The 16505-nt window shown below is 42.3% G+C and carries 14 protein-coding genes, 2 tRNA genes and 1 other RNA gene; 15 read left to right on the plus strand and 2 right to left on the minus strand.

All coding sequences use genetic code 11. The features are described from left to right. Positions 1 to 6 precede the first annotated feature (6 nt). From B7717_RS06850 to B7717_RS06870, 5 genes are all read left to right on the plus strand, one after another. Positions 7 to 834 (plus strand): Cof-type HAD-IIB family hydrolase, encoded by an 828-nt coding sequence (locus B7717_RS06850; protein ID WP_084944438.1) that lies wholly within the window; start codon positions 7 to 9, stop codon positions 832 to 834. 1 nt (position 835) lies between these two features. Beyond that, positions 836 to 1471, plus strand: a complete 636-nt coding sequence (locus tag B7717_RS06855) for an SGNH/GDSL hydrolase family protein (RefSeq protein WP_084944439.1) — start codon at positions 836 to 838, stop codon at positions 1469 to 1471. 58 nt (positions 1472 to 1529) lie between these two features. Beyond that, positions 1530 to 1877, plus strand: a transfer-messenger RNA (tmRNA) gene (gene ssrA / locus B7717_RS06860). A gap of 83 nt (positions 1878 to 1960) precedes the next feature. Next, positions 1961 to 2048: transfer RNA gene (locus B7717_RS06865), tRNA-Ser, on the plus strand. Between the two features lie 79 nt (positions 2049 to 2127). Beyond that, positions 2128 to 3087 carry a hypothetical protein gene (locus B7717_RS06870; RefSeq protein WP_000721420.1) on the plus strand — a complete coding sequence of 320 codons (960 nt, stop codon included), beginning with the start codon at positions 2128 to 2130 and terminating at the stop codon, positions 3085 to 3087. 193 nt (positions 3088 to 3280) lie between these two features. Here the strand turns inward: B7717_RS06870 and B7717_RS06875 are convergent. Beyond that, positions 3281 to 3368 (minus strand) — tRNA-Ser (locus B7717_RS06875). Between the two features lie 161 nt (positions 3369 to 3529). On the opposite strand from B7717_RS06875, the gene B7717_RS06880 reads away from it, so the two are divergent. From B7717_RS06880 to B7717_RS06895, 4 genes are all read left to right on the plus strand, one after another. Then, positions 3530 to 4270, plus strand: a complete 741-nt coding sequence (locus tag B7717_RS06880) for a DeoR/GlpR family DNA-binding transcription regulator (RefSeq protein ID WP_000920647.1) — start codon at positions 3530 to 3532, stop codon at positions 4268 to 4270. Then, positions 4267 to 5178: a 1-phosphofructokinase gene (gene pfkB, locus B7717_RS06885; RefSeq protein ID WP_070696957.1), complete on the plus strand. Its 912-nt coding sequence runs from the start codon at positions 4267 to 4269 to the stop codon at positions 5176 to 5178. The genes B7717_RS06880 and pfkB overlap by 4 nt, the downstream gene beginning before the upstream one ends. After that, positions 5175 to 7127 carry a PTS fructose transporter subunit IIABC gene (locus B7717_RS06890; RefSeq protein WP_084944440.1) on the plus strand — a complete coding sequence of 651 codons (1953 nt, stop codon included), beginning with the start codon at positions 5175 to 5177 and terminating at the stop codon, positions 7125 to 7127. Before pfkB ends, B7717_RS06890 begins: the two co-directional genes overlap by 4 nt. Before the next feature lie 86 nt (positions 7128 to 7213). After that, a complete protein-coding gene (locus B7717_RS06895; RefSeq protein ID WP_084944441.1) occupies positions 7214 to 9520 on the plus strand; it encodes a DNA translocase FtsK in 2307 nt (768 codons plus the stop codon). A gap of 44 nt (positions 9521 to 9564) precedes the next feature. Here B7717_RS06895 and B7717_RS06900 read toward each other — a convergent pair whose 3' ends face one another. Next, on the minus strand, positions 9565 to 9990 hold the full coding sequence (locus tag B7717_RS06900; RefSeq protein ID WP_049479078.1) for a DUF6556 family protein: 426 nt from the start codon (positions 9988 to 9990) through the stop codon (positions 9565 to 9567). Positions 9991 to 10127: 137 nt separating this feature from the next. Between B7717_RS06900 and B7717_RS06905 the strand changes: the two genes are divergently transcribed. The 6 genes from B7717_RS06905 (at position 10128) to gla (ending at position 16420) form a co-directional block, all read left to right on the plus strand. Further along, positions 10128 to 11270 carry a cysteine desulfurase family protein gene (locus B7717_RS06905; RefSeq protein WP_049518978.1) on the plus strand — a complete coding sequence of 381 codons (1143 nt, stop codon included), beginning with the start codon at positions 10128 to 10130 and terminating at the stop codon, positions 11268 to 11270. 8 nt (positions 11271 to 11278) lie between these two features. Continuing rightward, complete coding sequence (gene thiI, locus B7717_RS06910; RefSeq protein WP_049477630.1) at positions 11279 to 12493, plus strand: tRNA uracil 4-sulfurtransferase ThiI; 1215 nt, start codon at positions 11279 to 11281, stop codon at positions 12491 to 12493. Between the two features lie 135 nt (positions 12494 to 12628). Further along, on the plus strand, positions 12629 to 13453 hold the full coding sequence (locus B7717_RS06915; protein ID WP_084877974.1) for an alpha/beta hydrolase: 825 nt from the start codon (positions 12629 to 12631) through the stop codon (positions 13451 to 13453). A 20-nt stretch (positions 13454 to 13473) separates the two neighbouring features. Then, entirely contained in the window at positions 13474 to 14214 is a 741-nt protein-coding gene (locus B7717_RS06920) for an esterase family protein (RefSeq protein WP_000546816.1), read from the plus strand. A 12-nt stretch (positions 14215 to 14226) separates the two neighbouring features. Then, on the plus strand, positions 14227 to 15393 hold the full coding sequence (locus tag B7717_RS06925; protein WP_049477632.1) for an ATP-grasp domain-containing protein: 1167 nt from the start codon (positions 14227 to 14229) through the stop codon (positions 15391 to 15393). A gap of 157 nt (positions 15394 to 15550) precedes the next feature. Further along, the gene (gla, locus tag B7717_RS06930; protein ID WP_049477633.1) at positions 15551 to 16420 is read left to right on the plus strand and encodes an aquaglyceroporin Gla; all 870 of its coding nucleotides are present in this window, start codon (positions 15551 to 15553) and stop codon (positions 16418 to 16420) included. Positions 16421 to 16505 lie beyond the last annotated feature (85 nt).

Raw genomic sequence — 16505 nt, forward strand, 5'->3', positions numbered from 1 at the left:
GATATGATGACGATTAAATTAATTGCAACAGACATGGATGGAACCTTGCTAGACCCGAGGGGGCAGCTAGATCTGCCCCGCTTGGAAAGGATTTTAGATCAGCTGGATCAAAGGAATATCCGTTTTGTCATTGCGACCGGGAATGAAGTTCACCGTATGAGGCAATTACTAGAACACTTGGCGAGTAGAGTGATCTTGGTTGTTGCTAACGGTGCTCGGATATTTGAGTATGATACATTACTTCAGGCCCAGACTTGGGATGATGCTATGGTTGACAAGGCTCTCCTTCATTTTAAAGGGAGAGAGTGTCGAGATCAGTTCGTCGTCACTTGTATGAACGGGAGTTTTGTCAAGGAAGGAACGGTTTTTACAGACCTGGAAAAATTTATGACTCCAGAGATGATTGAAAAACTTTACCAAAGGACCAATTTTGTGGATGAGCTAAACTCAGACCTCTTTGGAGGAGTTCTAAAGATGAGCATGGTCGTTGGTGAAGAACGTTCTAGTTCAGTTTTGCAGGAAATCAATGACCTCTTTGATGGTCATGTAAGGGCTGTTTCTAGCGGTTATGGTTGTATTGATATCCTGCAGGATGGTGTTCACAAGGCTTGGGGATTGGAAGAATTACTCAAGCGCTGGAATTTAAAATCGGAACAAATCATGGCTTTTGGTGATAGCGAAAATGATGTTGAGATGTTAGAGCTGGCTGGTATTGCCTATGCTATGGAAAATGCAGATGATAATGTCAAGGCAGTTGCGACTGCCCTAGCACCAGCTAACAGCCAGGCGGGCGTTTATCAAGTTCTAGAGAATTGGTTAGAGAAAGAGGGATAAGGTGGCAGTACAGTTATTAGAGAATTGGCTCTTAAAGGAGCAGGAAAAAATTCAAACCAAGTATCGTGAATTGAATCGAGTTTCTGTTCTAGAGCCAGATATCATCTTTATTGGTGATTCGATAGTGGAGTATTACCCTCTTCAAGAGTTGTTTGGGGCTGCCAAGACGATTGTTAATCGTGGCATCCGAGGCTACCAGACGGGACTTTTATTAGGGGATTTGGATGCCCATCTTTATGGTGATGCTGTGGATCAAATTGTTCTCCTAATAGGAACAAATGATATTGGAAAAGATATTCCCATGAATGAAGCCTTGGATAATCTTGAGCGTGTGATCCAATCGATTGCCCGAGAATATCCGCTGTCACAAATAAAGCTCCTTTCCATTTTGCCAGTCAATGAGGGAGAGAGATACAAGCAGACTGTTTATATCCGAACCAATGAAAAGATTAGAGAATGGAATCAAGCCTATGAGGCTCTAGCATCCGCCTATATGCAAGTAGATTTTGTGTCGATTTATGATAGTTTGACAGATTCAGAAGGGCAACTTCAATCAGCCTATACAACGGATGGTCTCCATCTAAGTGTAGCCGGTTATCAAGCCTTATCAGAAGCCTTAAAAGGGTGCCTTTTCTAAAGAAACGGCTTGATTTTGCATTTTTTTTGAAGATAGGTTATAATAGTTCTAACATCCTGGGGTCGTTACGGATTCGACAGGCATTATGAGGCATATTTTGCAACCCGTGTGGCTACGTAAACGCTCAGTTAAATATAACTGCAAAAAATAACACTTCTTACGCTCTAGCTGCCTAAAAACCAGCAGGCGTGACCTGATTTGGATTGCTCGTGTTCAATGACAGGTCTTATGATTAGCGAGATACGATCAAGCCTTGTCTAGTGGTTTGATAAGAGATTAATAGACTCGCAGTTCCTAGGCTTGAGTTATGTGTCGAGGGACTGTTAAAACAATACATAACCTATGGTTGTAGACAAATATGTTGGCAGGTGTTTGGACGTGGGTTCGACTCCCACCGGCTCCATTATGAACAGGTATACAGTAGATTTTTTCCAAATTATATCCTTTGTTGTATCCTTCGTTGTATCCTATTTATTCTAGTGTGTTAGTGGAGAATTACTCAAGAGGCTGAAGAGGACGGTTTGCTAAATCGTTAGGTCGGGTAACTGGCGCGGGGGTTCGAATCCCCCATTCTCCGTTAGATAAACCCAGTGTTTTTCTAAACAACTATCCTTGGAGGTAGTCTCCAAGAGTAAATTTTCATAAAGAGGTGAAACATGAAAAAGATCAAGTTACTAAGTATCTTAGCACTTTCAACAGTTGTCTTGGGTGCATGTTCTGTATTTTCTAATCAGTCATCTGAAGCTTCTTCTGATAACAAGGAGAATACGGAACAAGTTGAGAAGAAAGATGAAGCTGCAGAAGTTAAAGAAAAAGTTACAAAAGATGCTGAGATTCTCTTAGACTCAGTTCTTACTAGCGACTCTGCTCGATTTAAGAAGATTTATGGCGACACTTATGAAAAATGGAGTGAGGCAGTATTTGCTGTACAAACAAGTGAAAAAATCAAAGAAGAAGGGCTTTCACCTGCATCTACCTATTCAGTACAATGGCACAAAGATTTCCCTGTAGAAACTCCAGAAGAAACCATTTCAGGTTTCTTGAAGATGAGACGTAGATTATATCAAGATATCGGTTCTTACACTGTTAAAGACGTGAAGGTTGATGAATCAGGAAATACAGCGACTGTTACTTTCAACTCTAAGAAGTTACACTCTAAAGGATTGGCTTCATCTACAAGGGAAGTTCTCACTACTCTTATTGGAGGTGTTGATAACCTAGGTAAATACAATCAAGCTGGTTCAAACGTTGACATCAAGCGTTACCAAACATTGGTTTCTTACTGGATTTTTGAGCATCTATTTAAGAAAGATTTCTCAACCTACAGTGACGTTGACCCTAACTTAGCTCATACACCTTTCACTACTGGTGATTTTGATACTGAAATCAAATTAACAAAGGATAAGGATGGAAACTGGCTGATTTCTCAAGAAGATTACCGTACTTTGGCGACAGAGTTGCTTGATGATACAGAAGGTTATGATAAAATTGTCCGTAAAAACTCAACTAAGTCTAATGATAAATCAACAGACAAGTCTTCTGATAAATCTTCAAACAAATCCACTGATAAATCAACAGACAAATCTTCAGATAAAAAAGATAAAAGCAATATCTAATCACAAGATTTAGAAGAAAAACAAGTAGTCCTAATAAACTACTTGTTTTTTTATGAAATCAAAGTGATTCTAGGATAGGGAAGGATACAGAAAAAAATAGTGTGATAGTTAGAGTAACTCAGCCTTTCATTTCTATGTATTGTTCTTAGAACGATAAAAAAACTGCATTGAGGTGCAGTTTTTCTTTTTTCTACGGAAGACATGGGATTCGAACCCACGCACGCTGTTACACGCCTACCGCGTTTCCAACACGGCCTCTTAAGCCTCTTGAGTAATCTTCCAATACTTACTCAAATAGTCTACCATAAAGCCACTTATCTTGCAATAAAAATTTTGGAAATAAGAAAAATGATAGAAATTGAAAGAAAATGATAAAAAATGCTTGACTTTGATAGAAATTGTGCTAGAATGAATAGTGTAAACGATAACAGGAGGTGATTTGGTGTTAAAAACTGAGCGGAAGCAACTGATTTTAGAGGAGTTAAATCAACATCATGTAGTTTCCCTAGAAAAATTGGTTAGTCTATTAGAAACATCAGAATCAACGGTTCGAAGAGATTTGGATGAGCTGGAGGCGGAAAACAAACTTCGCCGTGTGCATGGTGGAGCAGAATTGCCCCACTCCTTGCAGGAAGAAGAAACCATCCAAGAAAAATCTGTCAAAAACCTTCAAGAGAAGAAGCTACTGGCTCAGAAAGCAGCCTCTCTTATTAAGGAAAAAGATGTCATTTTTATCGATGCTGGAACGACAACTGCTTTTTTAATCAAGGAATTGGTTAATAAGAATATTACAGTTGTGACCAACTCCATTCACCATGCGGTTCAGTTGGTTGAAAAACAGATTCCAACTGTCATGGTTGGAGGAAGTGTCAAGATGGCAACAGATGCATGTATCGGTGGTGTTGCTCTTAACCAAATCAATCAATTGCACTTTGACCGTGCCTTTGTTGGGATGAATGGTGTAGACGATGGTTATTATACGACTCCTGATATGGAGGAGGGAGCCGTTAAGCGTGCTATTTTAGAGAATGCCAAACAAACCTATGTCTTAGTGGATTCGTCTAAGATTGGACAAACTTGCTTTGCCAAGGTAGCACCACTTAAACGCGCTATTGTCATCACAAGTCAAGGGCATGAGCTCTTGCAGGCTATTAAGAAGAAAACGGAGGTAATAGAAGTATGATTTATACAGTCACACTCAATCCATCCATTGACTATATCGTGCGCTTGGACCAAGTTCAAGTCGGTAGTGTCAATCGTATGGACAGTGATGATAAGTTTGCTGGTGGGAAAGGAATCAATGTCAGTCGTGTTTTGAAACGCTTGGGTATTCCAAATACTGCGACTGGATTTATCGGAGGTTTTACTGGTAAATTTATCACAGATACCCTTACAGAGGAAGAAATCGAAACTCGTTTTGTCCAAGTAGCAGAAGATACTCGCATCAATGTCAAGATTAAAGCAGACCAAGAAACAGAAATCAACGGGACTGGTCCAAATGTGGAACCGGCTCAGCTAGAAGAGTTGAAAGCTATTTTGTCTAGTCTGACAGCAGATGATACGGTTGTGTTTGCGGGTTCGAGTGCTAAGAATCTAGGTAATGTTATTTACAAAGATTTGATTGCCTTGACACGCCAGACTGGTGCGCAAGTGGTTTGTGACTTTGAAGGACAGACCTTGATTGATAGTTTGGACTACCAGCCACTTTTGGTTAAACCAAACAATCACGAGCTTGGAGCTATCTTTGGAGTGAAACTCGAAAGTTTAGATGAAATCGAGAACTATGCTCGTCAGTTACTGGCCAAAGGAGCTCAAAACGTTATTATCTCCATGGCTGGCGACGGTGCTCTTCTTGTCACATCTGAGGGAGCTTACTTCGCCAAACCTATCAAGGGAACAGTCAAAAATTCAGTCGGGGCTGGTGACTCTATGGTAGCTGGATTTACAGGTCAATTTGTCAAATCAAAAGACGCAATAGAAGCCTTCAAATGGGGAGTTGCTTGTGGCACAGCAACGACCTTCTCAGATGACTTGGCAACAGCGGACTTTATTAAAGAAACATATGAAAAAGTTGAGGTAGAAAAACGATGAAAATTCAAGACCTATTGAGAAAAGATGTCATGTTGCTGGATTTACAGGCAACTGAAAAAACAGCTGTCATCGAAGAGATGATTCATAGCTTGGTAGATCACGGTTACGTGACGGATTTTGAAACCTTTAAAGAAGGAATTTTAGCGCGTGAAGCTCTCACTTCCACTGGTTTGGGTGACGGAATCGCTATGCCTCACAGTAAAAACTCTGCTGTCAAAGAAGCAACAGTTCTCTTTGCAAAGTCAAATAAGGGTGTTGACTATGAAAGTTTGGATGGGCAACCAACAGACCTCTTCTTCATGATTGCAGCTCCAGAAGGTGCCAATGATACTCACTTGGCAGCCTTGGCAGAATTGTCTCAATACTTGATGAAAGATGGTTTCGCTGACAAACTTCGTCAAGTAACATCTGCAGATCAAGTTATCGAACTCTTTGACCAAGCTTCAGAAAAAGCTGAGCAGCCTGTTCAAGCACCTGCCAATGAATCTGGCGACTTTATCGTAGCTGTTACAGCTTGTACGACAGGTATCGCCCACACTTATATGGCCCAAGAAGCCCTTCAAAAAGTGGCTGCTGAAATGGGTGTTGGGATCAAGGTTGAAACCAATGGTGCTAGCGGTGTTGGAAATCAACTAACTGCAGAGGACATCCGCAAGGCTAAAGCTGTTATCATCGCTGCAGACAAGGCAGTTGAGATGGATCGTTTCGATGGTAAACCTTTGGTTAACCGTCCGGTTGCAGACGGTATCCGTAAGACGGAAGAATTGATCAACTTGGCTCTTTCAGGAGATGCTGAAGTTTACCATGCTGCTAATGGAGCAAAAGCTGCAACAGCATCTAACGAAAAACAAAGTCTTGGTGGTGCTTTCTACAAACACTTGATGAGTGGTGTATCTCAAATGTTGCCATTCGTTATCGGTGGTGGTATCATGATTGCCCTTGCCTTCTTGATCGACGGAGCTTTTGGTGTGCCACAAGATAGTCTTGGTAATCTCGGATCTTACCATGAGCTAGCTTCTACGTTCATGAAAATCGGTGGAGCAGCCTTTGGCTTGATGCTTCCAGTTTTTGCAGGCTACGTAGCCTACTCTATCGCCGAAAAACCAGGTTTGGTAGCAGGTTTTGTGGCTGGTGCTATTGCCAAAGAAGGTTTTGCCTTTGGTAAAATTCCTTATGCCGCAGGTGGTGAAGCAACTTCAACTCTTGCAGGTGTCTCATCTGGTTTCCTAGGTGCACTTGTTGGTGGATTTATCGCAGGAGCCTTGGTTCTTGCTATCAAGAAATATGTCAAAGTTCCTCGTTCACTTGAAGGTGCTAAATCAATCCTTCTCTTGCCACTTTTTGGAACAATTTTGACTGGATTTGTCATGCTAGCTGTCAACATCCCAATGGCAAGAATCAACACCGATATGAATGCCTTCCTAGGCGGTCTTGGAGGAGGTTCAGCTGTCCTTCTTGGTATCGTTCTTGGAAGCATGATGGCTGTTGACATGGGTGGACCAGTCAACAAAGCTGCTTATGTCTTTGGTACAGGTACGCTTGCAGCGACTGTTTCTTCAGGTGGTTCTGTAGCTATGGCAGCAGTTATGGCCGGAGGAATGGTTCCACCACTTGCCATCTTTGTCGCAACCCTTCTCTTTAAAGATAAATTTACCAAAGAAGAACGCAACTCTGGTTTGACAAACATCATCATGGGCTTGTCATTTATCACTGAGGGAGCGATCCCATTTGGTGCAGCAGACCCAGCTCGTGCGATTCCTAGCTTCATCCTTGGTTCGGCAGTAGCAGGCGGACTCGTTGGTCTTGCAGGAATCAAACTCATGGCGCCACACGGAGGAATCTTCGTCATCGCTCTTACTTCAAATGCCCTTCTCTACCTTGCCTTTGTATTGGTTGGCGCAATTGTAAGTGGTGTGGTTTATGGTTACCTACGCAAACCACAAGCATAAAAAGGATTAGAATAGAAAGATTGTTACCATTTGGTGCAATCTTTTTCTCTATTCGAAATGGCTGTGAAATATGGTATAATAAAAGAATGGCAAACAAGAATACTACAAAAACAAGACGGAGACCGTCTAAAGCAGAACTCGAAAGAAAACAGGCTATCCAGAGGATGTTGATTTCCTTAGGAATTGCCTTGTTATTGATTATTGCAGCCCTCAAACTCGGTGCAGCAGGTGTCACTCTTTACAATCTCATTCGACTGGTGGTCGGAAGTTTGGCCTATGTGGCCATAGGTGGTCTCCTCATCTATCTTTTTCTTTTTAAATGGATCCGCAAGCAGGAAGGGCTTCTGTCAGGATTTCTCTGTATCTTCGCTGGCTTGCTCTTGATTTTTGAGGCCTACTTGGTATGGAAATTTGGCTTGGAGCAGTCAGTCCTAAAAGGGACTCTGTCTCAAGTTATGACGGACCTGACTGGTATGCGGGTGACTAGCTTCGCTGGTGGAGGCTTGCTTGGTGTCGGACTTTATATTCCCATAGCCTTTCTTTTCTCCAATATCGGATCGTACTTTATTGGAGTTCTCTTGATTCTAGTTGGGGCACTCTTGGTTAGTCCTTGGTCTATTTATGATGTCGCAGCCTTTATTGGAGCTCAGTTCAGATCCTTCATGGAAAAACAGGAACAGAGAAAACAGGAACGCTTTATCAAGAGAGAAGAAGAGAAGGCTCGTCAAGAAGCTGAACAAGCAGCCAGAATTCAGAGAGAACAAGAAGAACAGGATGCGCTGCCGCTTCCTCCTGTAGATCCTGAAACGGGAGAAATCTTATCTGAAGTACCAGACTACGATTTCCCACCAATTCCTGAGGAAGAATGGATTGAACCGGAGATTATCCTCCCTCAAACAGATTTTGACGTTCCTGATGTGGAAGAGGATTTTGAGGATGAAGAGGTACAGGTTGATTTTTCTGCCAAGGAAGCCCTTGAATACAAGTTACCAAGCTTGCAACTCTTTGCGCCAGATAAACCCAAAGATCAGTCCAAGGAAAAGAAGATTGTTCGAGAAAATATCAAAATCCTAGAAGAAACCTTTGCTAGCTTTGGTATCAAGGTGACGGTGGAACGGGCTGAAATTGGGCCATCAGTTACCAAGTATGAAGTCAAGCCTGCAGTCGGTGTACGGGTTAACCGCATTTCCAATCTGGCAGACGACTTAGCGCTGGCTCTGGCGGCCAAGGATGTTCGGATTGAGGCTCCGATCCCTGGTAAATCCTTAGTCGGAATTGAAGTACCCAACTCTGAGATTGCGACCGTTTCCTTCCGTGAACTCTGGGAACAGTCTCAAACTAAACCAGAAAATCTCCTCGAAATTCCTCTAGGTAAGGCTGTCAATGGAACTGCTCGCACCTTTGACCTTTCCAAGATGCCCCACCTACTCGTTGCAGGTTCGACGGGATCAGGGAAGTCAGTCGCAGTTAACGGTATTATTGCCAGCATTCTGATGAAAGCAAGACCAGATCAGGTCAAGTTTATGATGGTGGATCCAAAGATGGTTGAGTTATCCGTTTACAATGACATTCCTCACCTCTTGATTCCAGTTGTGACCAATCCACGCAAGGCCAGCAAGGCTCTGCAAAAGGTTGTGGATGAGATGGAAAACCGTTATGAACTCTTCGCTAAGGTTGGTGTGCGAAATATCGCTGGTTACAATGCCAAGGTCGAGGAATATAATAGCCAATCTGAGTACAAACAAGTACCCCTGCCTTTGATTGTTGTCATTGTAGATGAGTTGGCAGACCTCATGATGGTGGCTAGCAAGGAAGTAGAAGATGCCATCATTCGTCTCGGACAGAAGGCGCGTGCTGCAGGGATTCACATGATTCTCGCAACGCAACGTCCATCGGTTGATGTTATCTCTGGTCTTATCAAGGCCAATGTCCCATCTCGTGTGGCTTTTGCAGTTTCATCAGGTACAGATTCACGAACCATCTTGGATGAAAATGGAGCAGAAAAACTGCTCGGTCGAGGAGATATGCTCTTTAAACCAATTGATGAAAATCACCCAGTCCGTCTACAAGGATCCTTTATCTCAGATGATGATGTTGAACGCATCGTAAACTTCATCAAGGCTCAGGCAGATGCGGACTACGATGAAAGCTTTGACCCAGGAGATGTTCCTGAAAATGAAGGAGATTTTTCTGATGGTGAAGCTGGTGGCGATCCGCTTTTTGAAGAAGCCAAGGCTTTGGTTATCGAAACCCAGAAAGCTAGTGCTTCGATGATTCAGCGTCGTTTGTCAGTTGGATTTAATCGTGCGACCCGCCTGATGGAAGAGCTCGAAATGGCAGGTGTCATCGGTCCAGCTGAGGGAACCAAACCACGAAAAGTATTGCAACAATAAAAAAATAACTTCTTTCCAAATTTGGAAAGAAGTTATTTTTTTGATTACTGGTTCGTTTTAGTTTCAGAACTCGTCGTATTTGACTGTGTTCCATTATCGCTTGTTTCTTTATTTGTAGCTGGTGTAGAAGAGTCCTGAGTTGTTGTTTTCTGCTCTTCTTTTTTCTCCTCTTTTTTATTGGATTGAGAAGTTTCTTCTTGTAGGGTATTTTCTTTAGTAGAAGTGTTGTCCCTGTTAGGAGTAGTATTTTCCTGAGGGGATTCTTTTTGAATTTCCTTGACAACAGTTGTTTGAGTTGTCGTCGGTTCTTTTTTGTTGTTCTTGTTATTATCCATCGCGTTCATGATGGTAATAGTAGCGGTGATGAGACCAAGGATACTACCGATGGTAGCAATCGTTTTTTGAAAGACAGTAAATCCCTTTTTGATGTGTTCTGTTTTTGGTTTTGAAGTTCTACGATAGTTAGACATGATACTCTCCTTTAATTATGATTTATTATACCTCATTTCTTTAAAAAAATCTTAAAAAAAGAGAAACCTCCCTTTCTTGTCGCAGGTCTCTTTTCGTGATACAATAGAAGGAGTGATTTTAGAAAGCGTGAGAAAACATGATCTACTTTGATAATTCGGCGACAACCAAGCCTTATCCTGAAGCACTTGAAACCTACATGCAGGTTGCTTCAAAAATTGTAGGAAATCCGTCTAGTCTCCATCGTCTGGGAGATCAGGCAACACGAATTTTAGATGCTTCCCGGCAGCAAATTGCAGATTTAATTGGCAAGAAGAGTGATGAAATCTTCTTTACCTCTGGTGGAACAGAAGGAGATAACTGGGTTATCAAGGGTGTGGCCTTTGAAAAAGCCCAGTTTGGTATGCACATCATCGTATCAGCTATTGAACATCCAGCAGTCAAGGAATCAGCCCTTTGGCTGAATAGTCAAGGTTTTGAAATAGATTTTGCTCCAGTTGATGAGAAAGGATTTGTGGATGTTGAAGCATTAGCAGATTTGCTACGACCTGATACGACCCTTGTCTCCATCATGGCAGTTAACAACGAAATTGGCTCTATCCAGCCTATTGAGGCTATTTCGAAACTGTTAGCAGATAAGCCGACTATTTCCTTCCATGTTGATGCGGTTCAGGCACTTGCTAAGATTCCAACTGAAAAGTATCTAACTGATCGAGTGGATTTTGCGACCTTTTCAAGTCATAAGTTTCATGGTGTCAGAGGTGTTGGATTTGTCTATATCAAGTCTGGTAAGAGGATCATGCCTCTTTTAACAGGTGGTGGTCAGGAGCGAGACTATCGTTCGACAACTGAAAATGTTGCTGGAATTGCAGCGACAGCCAAAGCTCTCCGTTTATCTATGGAAAAGTTAGATATCTTTGCTAGTAAGACAGGGCAGATGAAGGCAGTCATTCGTCAAGCTCTTCTGGATTATCCAGATATTTTTGTCTTTTCAGATGAGGAAGACTTTGCCCCTCATATCCTGACTTTTGGGATTAAGGGTGTTCGTGGTGAAGTCATCGTTCACGCCTTTGAAGACTATGATATTTTCATTTCCACAACCTCTGCTTGTTCGTCCAAGGCAGGAAAACCTGCGGGGACCTTGATTGCCATGGGAGTGGACAAAGATAAGGCCCAGTCAGCTGTGCGTCTAAGCCTAGACCTGGAAAATGATATGAGTCAAGTCGAGCAGTTTTTGACCAAGCTAAAATTAATTTACAATCAAACTAGAAAAGTAAGATAGGAGCATTTATGCAGTATTCAGAAATTATGATTCGTTACGGAGAATTGTCAACCAAGCACAAAAATCGTATGCGTTTCATTAATAAACTTCGTAATAATATTTCAGACGTTTTGTCTATCTATCCTCAAGTTAAGGTAACCGCAGATCGCGACCGTGCCCACGCTTACCTCAATGGAGCTGATTACACAGCAGTAGCAGAATCACTCAAACAAGTCTTTGGAATTCAAAATTTTTCTCCTGTGTATAAGATTGAAAAGTCAGTGGACGTTCTGAAGTCTGCTGTCCAAGAGATTATGAAGGAAATCTACAAGGAAGGCATGACCTTTAAAATCACTAGCAAGCGTAGCGATCACAACTTTGAATTGGATAGTCGTGAACTGAATCAAACTCTTGGTGGAGCTGTTTTCGAGGCTATTCCAAACGTGCAAGCTCAGATGAAAAATCCAGATATTAATCTTCAGGTTGAGATTCGTGAAGAGGCTGCCTATCTTTCCTATGAAACTTTTCGTGGAGCAGGAGGATTACCTGTGGGAAGTTCTGGTAAAGGTATGCTCATGTTGTCAGGAGGGATTGACTCACCTGTAGCAGGTTATCTAGCTCTTAAACGTGGGGTAGATATTGAAGCCGTCCACTTTGCTAGCCCGCCATACACAAGTCCTGGTGCCCTCAAGAAAGCCCACGATTTGACTCGGAAATTGACCAAGTTTGGTGGCAATATCCAGTTTATCGAGGTGCCTTTTACAGAGATTCAAGAGGAAATCAAGGCTAAGGCACCAGAAGCCTACCTCATGACCTTGACCCGTCGTTTTATGATGCGCATTACCGACCGTATTCGAGAGGTGAGAAATGGTTTAGTTATCATCAATGGGGAAAGTCTTGGTCAAGTAGCTAGCCAGACCTTGGAAAGCATGCAGACTATCAACGCTGTGACCAGCACTCCTATCATTCGTCCCGTGGTTACGATGGACAAGTTGGAAATCATTGATATCGCGCAGGAAATCGATACCTTTGAAATTTCAATCCAGCCTTTTGAGGACTGTTGTACAATTTTTGCGCCTGACCGTCCCAAGACAAATCCTAAGATAGAGAATGCAGAGCAGTATGAAAAACGCATGGATGTTGAAGGCTTGGTTGAGCGAGCAGTGGCTGGGATTATGATTACTGAAATCACTCCCCAGGTTGAAAAAGATGCTGTCGATGAGTTAATTGACAATCTCCTCTAATTATAAAATCCAGAAGAATTCAAAAAAATAAATGAAAAAGTTAGTTATTTATCCTTAAAATGGACAATTACTGACTTTTTTTCTATTTTTATGGTATAATGAGATAAAATTTTGAATATAGAGAGTTTTCTGACAATGAATCATTCCTACTTTTACTTAAAAATGAAAGAACACAAACTCAAGGTGCCTTATACTGGAAAAGAGCGTCGTGTGCGTGTGCTTCTGCCAAAGGACTACGAGAAGGACACAGACCGTTTTTATCCTGTAGTTTACTTTCATGATGGGCAAAATGTCTTTTACAGCAAGGAGTCCTATATCGGACACTCTTGGAAGATCATTCCGGCCATTAAGCGGAATCCTGACATCAGTCGCATGATTGTTGTTGCTATTGACAATGATGGTATGGGACGGATGAATGAGTATGCGGCTTGGAAGTTTCAAGAATCTCCTATACCAGGCCAGCAGTTTGGTGGTAAGGGTGTGGAGTATGCCGAGTTTGTCATGGAAGTGGTCAAGCCTTTTATCGATGAAACCTATCGTACCAAAGCTGATCGCCAGCATACGGCTATGATTGGTTCGTCACTAGGAGGCAATATTACCCAGTTTATCGGACTAGAGTACCAAGACCGAATTGGTTGTCTAGGTGTCTTTTCATCTGCTAACTGGCTTCACCAAGAAGCCTTTAACCGCTATATCGAGCGCAAGAAATTGACGCCTGAACAGCGCATTTTCATCTATGTAGGAACAGAAGAAGCAGACGATACGGATAAGACCTTGATGGCTGGCAATATCAAGCAAGCCTATATCGACTCGTCGCTTCGTTATTACCGTGATTTGATTGCAGGTGGAGTACACTTGGATAATCTTGTCTTGAAAGTTCAGTCTGGTGCCATCCATAGTGAGATTCCATGGTCGGAAAATTTACCAGACTGTCTTCGATTTTTTGCAGAGAAATGGTAAGTTAAGAAAGGAGAAAGCCAATGCATATTGAAAACCTCAGCCACTGGAGTGGCAATCTCAACCGTGAAATGTACCTCAACCGTTATGGACATGCTGGGATTCCAGTTGTTGTTTTTGCTTCATCTGGTGGCAGTCACAACGAATACTATGATTTTGGCATGATTGATGCCTGTGCTTCCTTTATCGAGGAAGGTCGTGTCCAGTTCTTTACGCTCTCCAGTGTGGACAGTGAGAGCTGGTTGGCCACTTGGAAAAATGGTCATGACCAGGCGGAGATGCATCGTGCCTACGAACGCTATGTGATTGAGGAGGCCATTCCTTTTATCAAGCATAAAACAGGTTGGTTTGATGGCATGATGACGACAGGTTGCTCGATGGGGGCCTACCATGCACTTAATTTCTTTCTTCAGCATCCAGATGTCTTTACCAAGGTGATTGCCCTCAGCGGTGTTTACGATGCACGTTTCTTCGTTGGCGATTACTACAATGATGATGCTATTTACCAAAACTCACCTGTAGATTATATATGGAATCAAAACGACGGCTGGTTTATTGATCGTTACCGTCAGGCAGAAATCGTCGTTTGTACGGGACTTGGTGCCTGGGAACAAGATGGTCTGCCATCCTTCTACAAGCTCAAAGAAGCCTTTGACCAGAAACAAATTCCAGCCTGGTTTGCTGAATGGGGACACGATGTCGCCCACGACTGGGAATGGTGGCGCAAACAAATGCCCTATTTTCTTGGACACCTGTATCTATAAAAGGAGTTGCCTATGAATTACCTTGTTATTTCTCCCTACTATCCGCAAAACTTCCAACAGTTTACAATCGAGCTAGCCAATAAAGGCATCACTGTTTTGGGGATTGGTCAGGAACCTTACGAACAACTAGATGAACCTTTGCGCAATGGCCTAACCGAGTATTTCCGTGTAGATAATCTTGAAAACATAGACGAAGTCAAGCGTGCTGTTGCCTTTCTGTTCTACAAGCATGGCCCAATCGACCGCATCGAATCTCACAATGAATACTGGCTTGAGCTGGACGCAACACTCAGAGAACAATTCAATGTCTTTGGTGCCAAACCAGAGGATCTCAAAAAGACCAAGTTTAAGTCTGAGATGAAGAAACTTTTCAAAAAAGCAGGCGTCCCTGTGGTACCTGGTGCTGTTATCCAGACGGAAGCAGATGTGGATAGAGCAGTTGAGACGATTGGTCTACCAATGATTGCCAAACCTGATAACGGAGTGGGAGCGGCAGCAACCTTTAAGCTTGAGACAGAAGACGATGTAAATCACTTTAAGGCTGAATGGGACCATTCAACCGTGTATTTCTTTGAAAAATTTGTCACTTCTAGCGAAATCTGTACTTTTGACGGACTTGTGGACAAGGATGGCAACATCGTCTTTTCAACGACTTTTGATTATGCCCATACACCACTTGATCTCATGATTTATAAGATGGATAATGCCTATTATGTTCTCAAGGATATGGATCCCAAACTGCGCAAGTATGGCGAGGCCATTGTCAAAGAATTTGGAATGAGAGAACGCTTTTTCCATATCGAGTTTTTCCGTGACGGGGACGACTACATTGCCATTGAGTACAATAACCGTCCTGCAGGTGGCTTTACCATTGATGTTTATAACTTTGCTCATTCCTTGGACCTCTATCGTGGCTATGCAACTATTGTCGCAGGAGAAGAATTCCCAGAGTCAGAATTTGAACCTCAATACTGTCTAGCTACTTCACGTCGTGCCAATGCCAACTATGTCTATTCAGAAGAAGACTTGCTTGCTAAGTACAGCCAGCAATTCAAGGTCAAAAAAATCATGCCAGCAGCCTTTGCAGAGCTACAAGGAGATTACCTTTATATGCTGACCACTCCGAGTCGCCAAGAGATGGAGCAGATGATTGTAGACTTTGGTCAACGTCAAGAATAACGATTAGGATGAAAGGAGTTTGACCCCTTTTGTCCTTTTCTTAAAGATAAGTTAAATAAAGCGTTTTCCATAGATTCTTTTAGAAAAGATATTGCTAAAAGGGCTAAAAATTGATAGAATAAGGATTGTCTAAAAAAATTTAAGGAGAATCTATCAAATGGATTTTACATGGGCTATTAAATATGCCACAGAATTCTTAGGAACTGCTATTTTGATCATTCTTGGTAATGGTGCAGTTGCTAACGTTGAACTTAAAGGTACGAAAGGTCACCAAAGTGGCTGGCTCGTTATCGCGGTTGGTTACGGTATGGGGGTTATGATCCCAGCCTTGATGTTTGGTAACGTATCTGGTAACCACATCAACCCAGCTTTCACTCTTGGACTTGCTGTTAGTGGTCTTTTCTCTTGGGATCAAGTTCCATTTTACATCCTAGCACAAGTTTTGGGAGCAATCTTCGGTCAAGCTTTGGTTGTAGCGACTCACCGTCCTTACTACTTGAAGACAGAGAACCCTAACAATATCTTGGGTACCTTCTCAACAATTTCAAGCATCGACCACGGTACAAAAGAATCACGTTTTGCAGCTACTGTTAACGGCTTCCTCAATGAGTTTGTAGGTTCATTTGTTCTTTTCTTTGCAGCACTTGGTTTGACTAAAAACTTCTTTGGTGCTGAGGTTCTTCAATACATGAAACAAATGGCTACTCAAGCTGGACAAACTGTTGATTTAAGTGAATTGGCAGTGAAAGCTCAAGTAGCTCCACATACAGCTGCTGGGATCTCAGTTGCGCACTTGGCACTTGGTTTCCTAGTGATGGCCTTGGTAACTTCACTTGGTGGACCTACTGGACCTGGTTTGAACCCAGCTCGTGACTTTGGACCACGTCTTCTTCACGAACTCCTTCCAAAATCAGTTCTTGGTCAACACAAGGGTGATTCAAAATGGTGGTATGCATGGGTTCCAGTTGTAGCTCCAATTGCAGCGGGTATTGCGGCAGTAGCACTATTTAAACTACTTTACCTATAAGAAATGAAACTGGGGAATCCCAGTTTTTTTGTTGTAAAATTTCTAAATAAAATAGATATGGCTTGTAAAATATTCGAAAATCCTT

The sequence above is a fragment of the Streptococcus oralis subsp. oralis genome, assembly GCF_002096495.1.
Classification (GTDB): domain Bacteria; phylum Bacillota; class Bacilli; order Lactobacillales; family Streptococcaceae; genus Streptococcus; species Streptococcus oralis_CU.

Bases quoted from the DNA above. Each gene is read 5' to 3' on its own strand.
- B7717_RS06890 (WP_084944440.1), top strand. From the start codon at position 5,175: ATGAAAATTCAAGACCTATTGAGAAAAGATGTCATGTTGCTGGATTTA.
- pfkB (WP_070696957.1), top strand. From the start codon at position 4,267: ATGATTTATACAGTCACACTCAATCCATCCATTGACTATATCGTGCGC.
- B7717_RS06850 (WP_084944438.1), top strand. From the start codon at position 7: ATGACGATTAAATTAATTGCAACAGACATGGATGGAACCTTGCTAGAC.
- B7717_RS06925 (WP_049477632.1), top strand. From the start codon at position 14,227: ATGAATTACCTTGTTATTTCTCCCTACTATCCGCAAAACTTCCAACAG.
- B7717_RS06915 (WP_084877974.1), top strand. From the start codon at position 12,629: ATGAATCATTCCTACTTTTACTTAAAAATGAAAGAACACAAACTCAAG.
- gla (WP_049477633.1), top strand. From the start codon at position 15,551: ATGGATTTTACATGGGCTATTAAATATGCCACAGAATTCTTAGGAACT.
- B7717_RS06905 (WP_049518978.1), top strand. From the start codon at position 10,128: ATGATCTACTTTGATAATTCGGCGACAACCAAGCCTTATCCTGAAGCA.
- B7717_RS06870 (WP_000721420.1), top strand. From the start codon at position 2,128: ATGAAAAAGATCAAGTTACTAAGTATCTTAGCACTTTCAACAGTTGTC.
- B7717_RS06895 (WP_084944441.1), top strand. From the start codon at position 7,214: ATGGCAAACAAGAATACTACAAAAACAAGACGGAGACCGTCTAAAGCA.
- thiI (WP_049477630.1), top strand. From the start codon at position 11,279: ATGCAGTATTCAGAAATTATGATTCGTTACGGAGAATTGTCAACCAAG.
- B7717_RS06920 (WP_000546816.1), top strand. From the start codon at position 13,474: ATGCATATTGAAAACCTCAGCCACTGGAGTGGCAATCTCAACCGTGAA.
- B7717_RS06900 (WP_049479078.1), bottom strand. From the start codon at position 9,990: ATGTCTAACTATCGTAGAACTTCAAAACCAAAAACAGAACACATCAAA.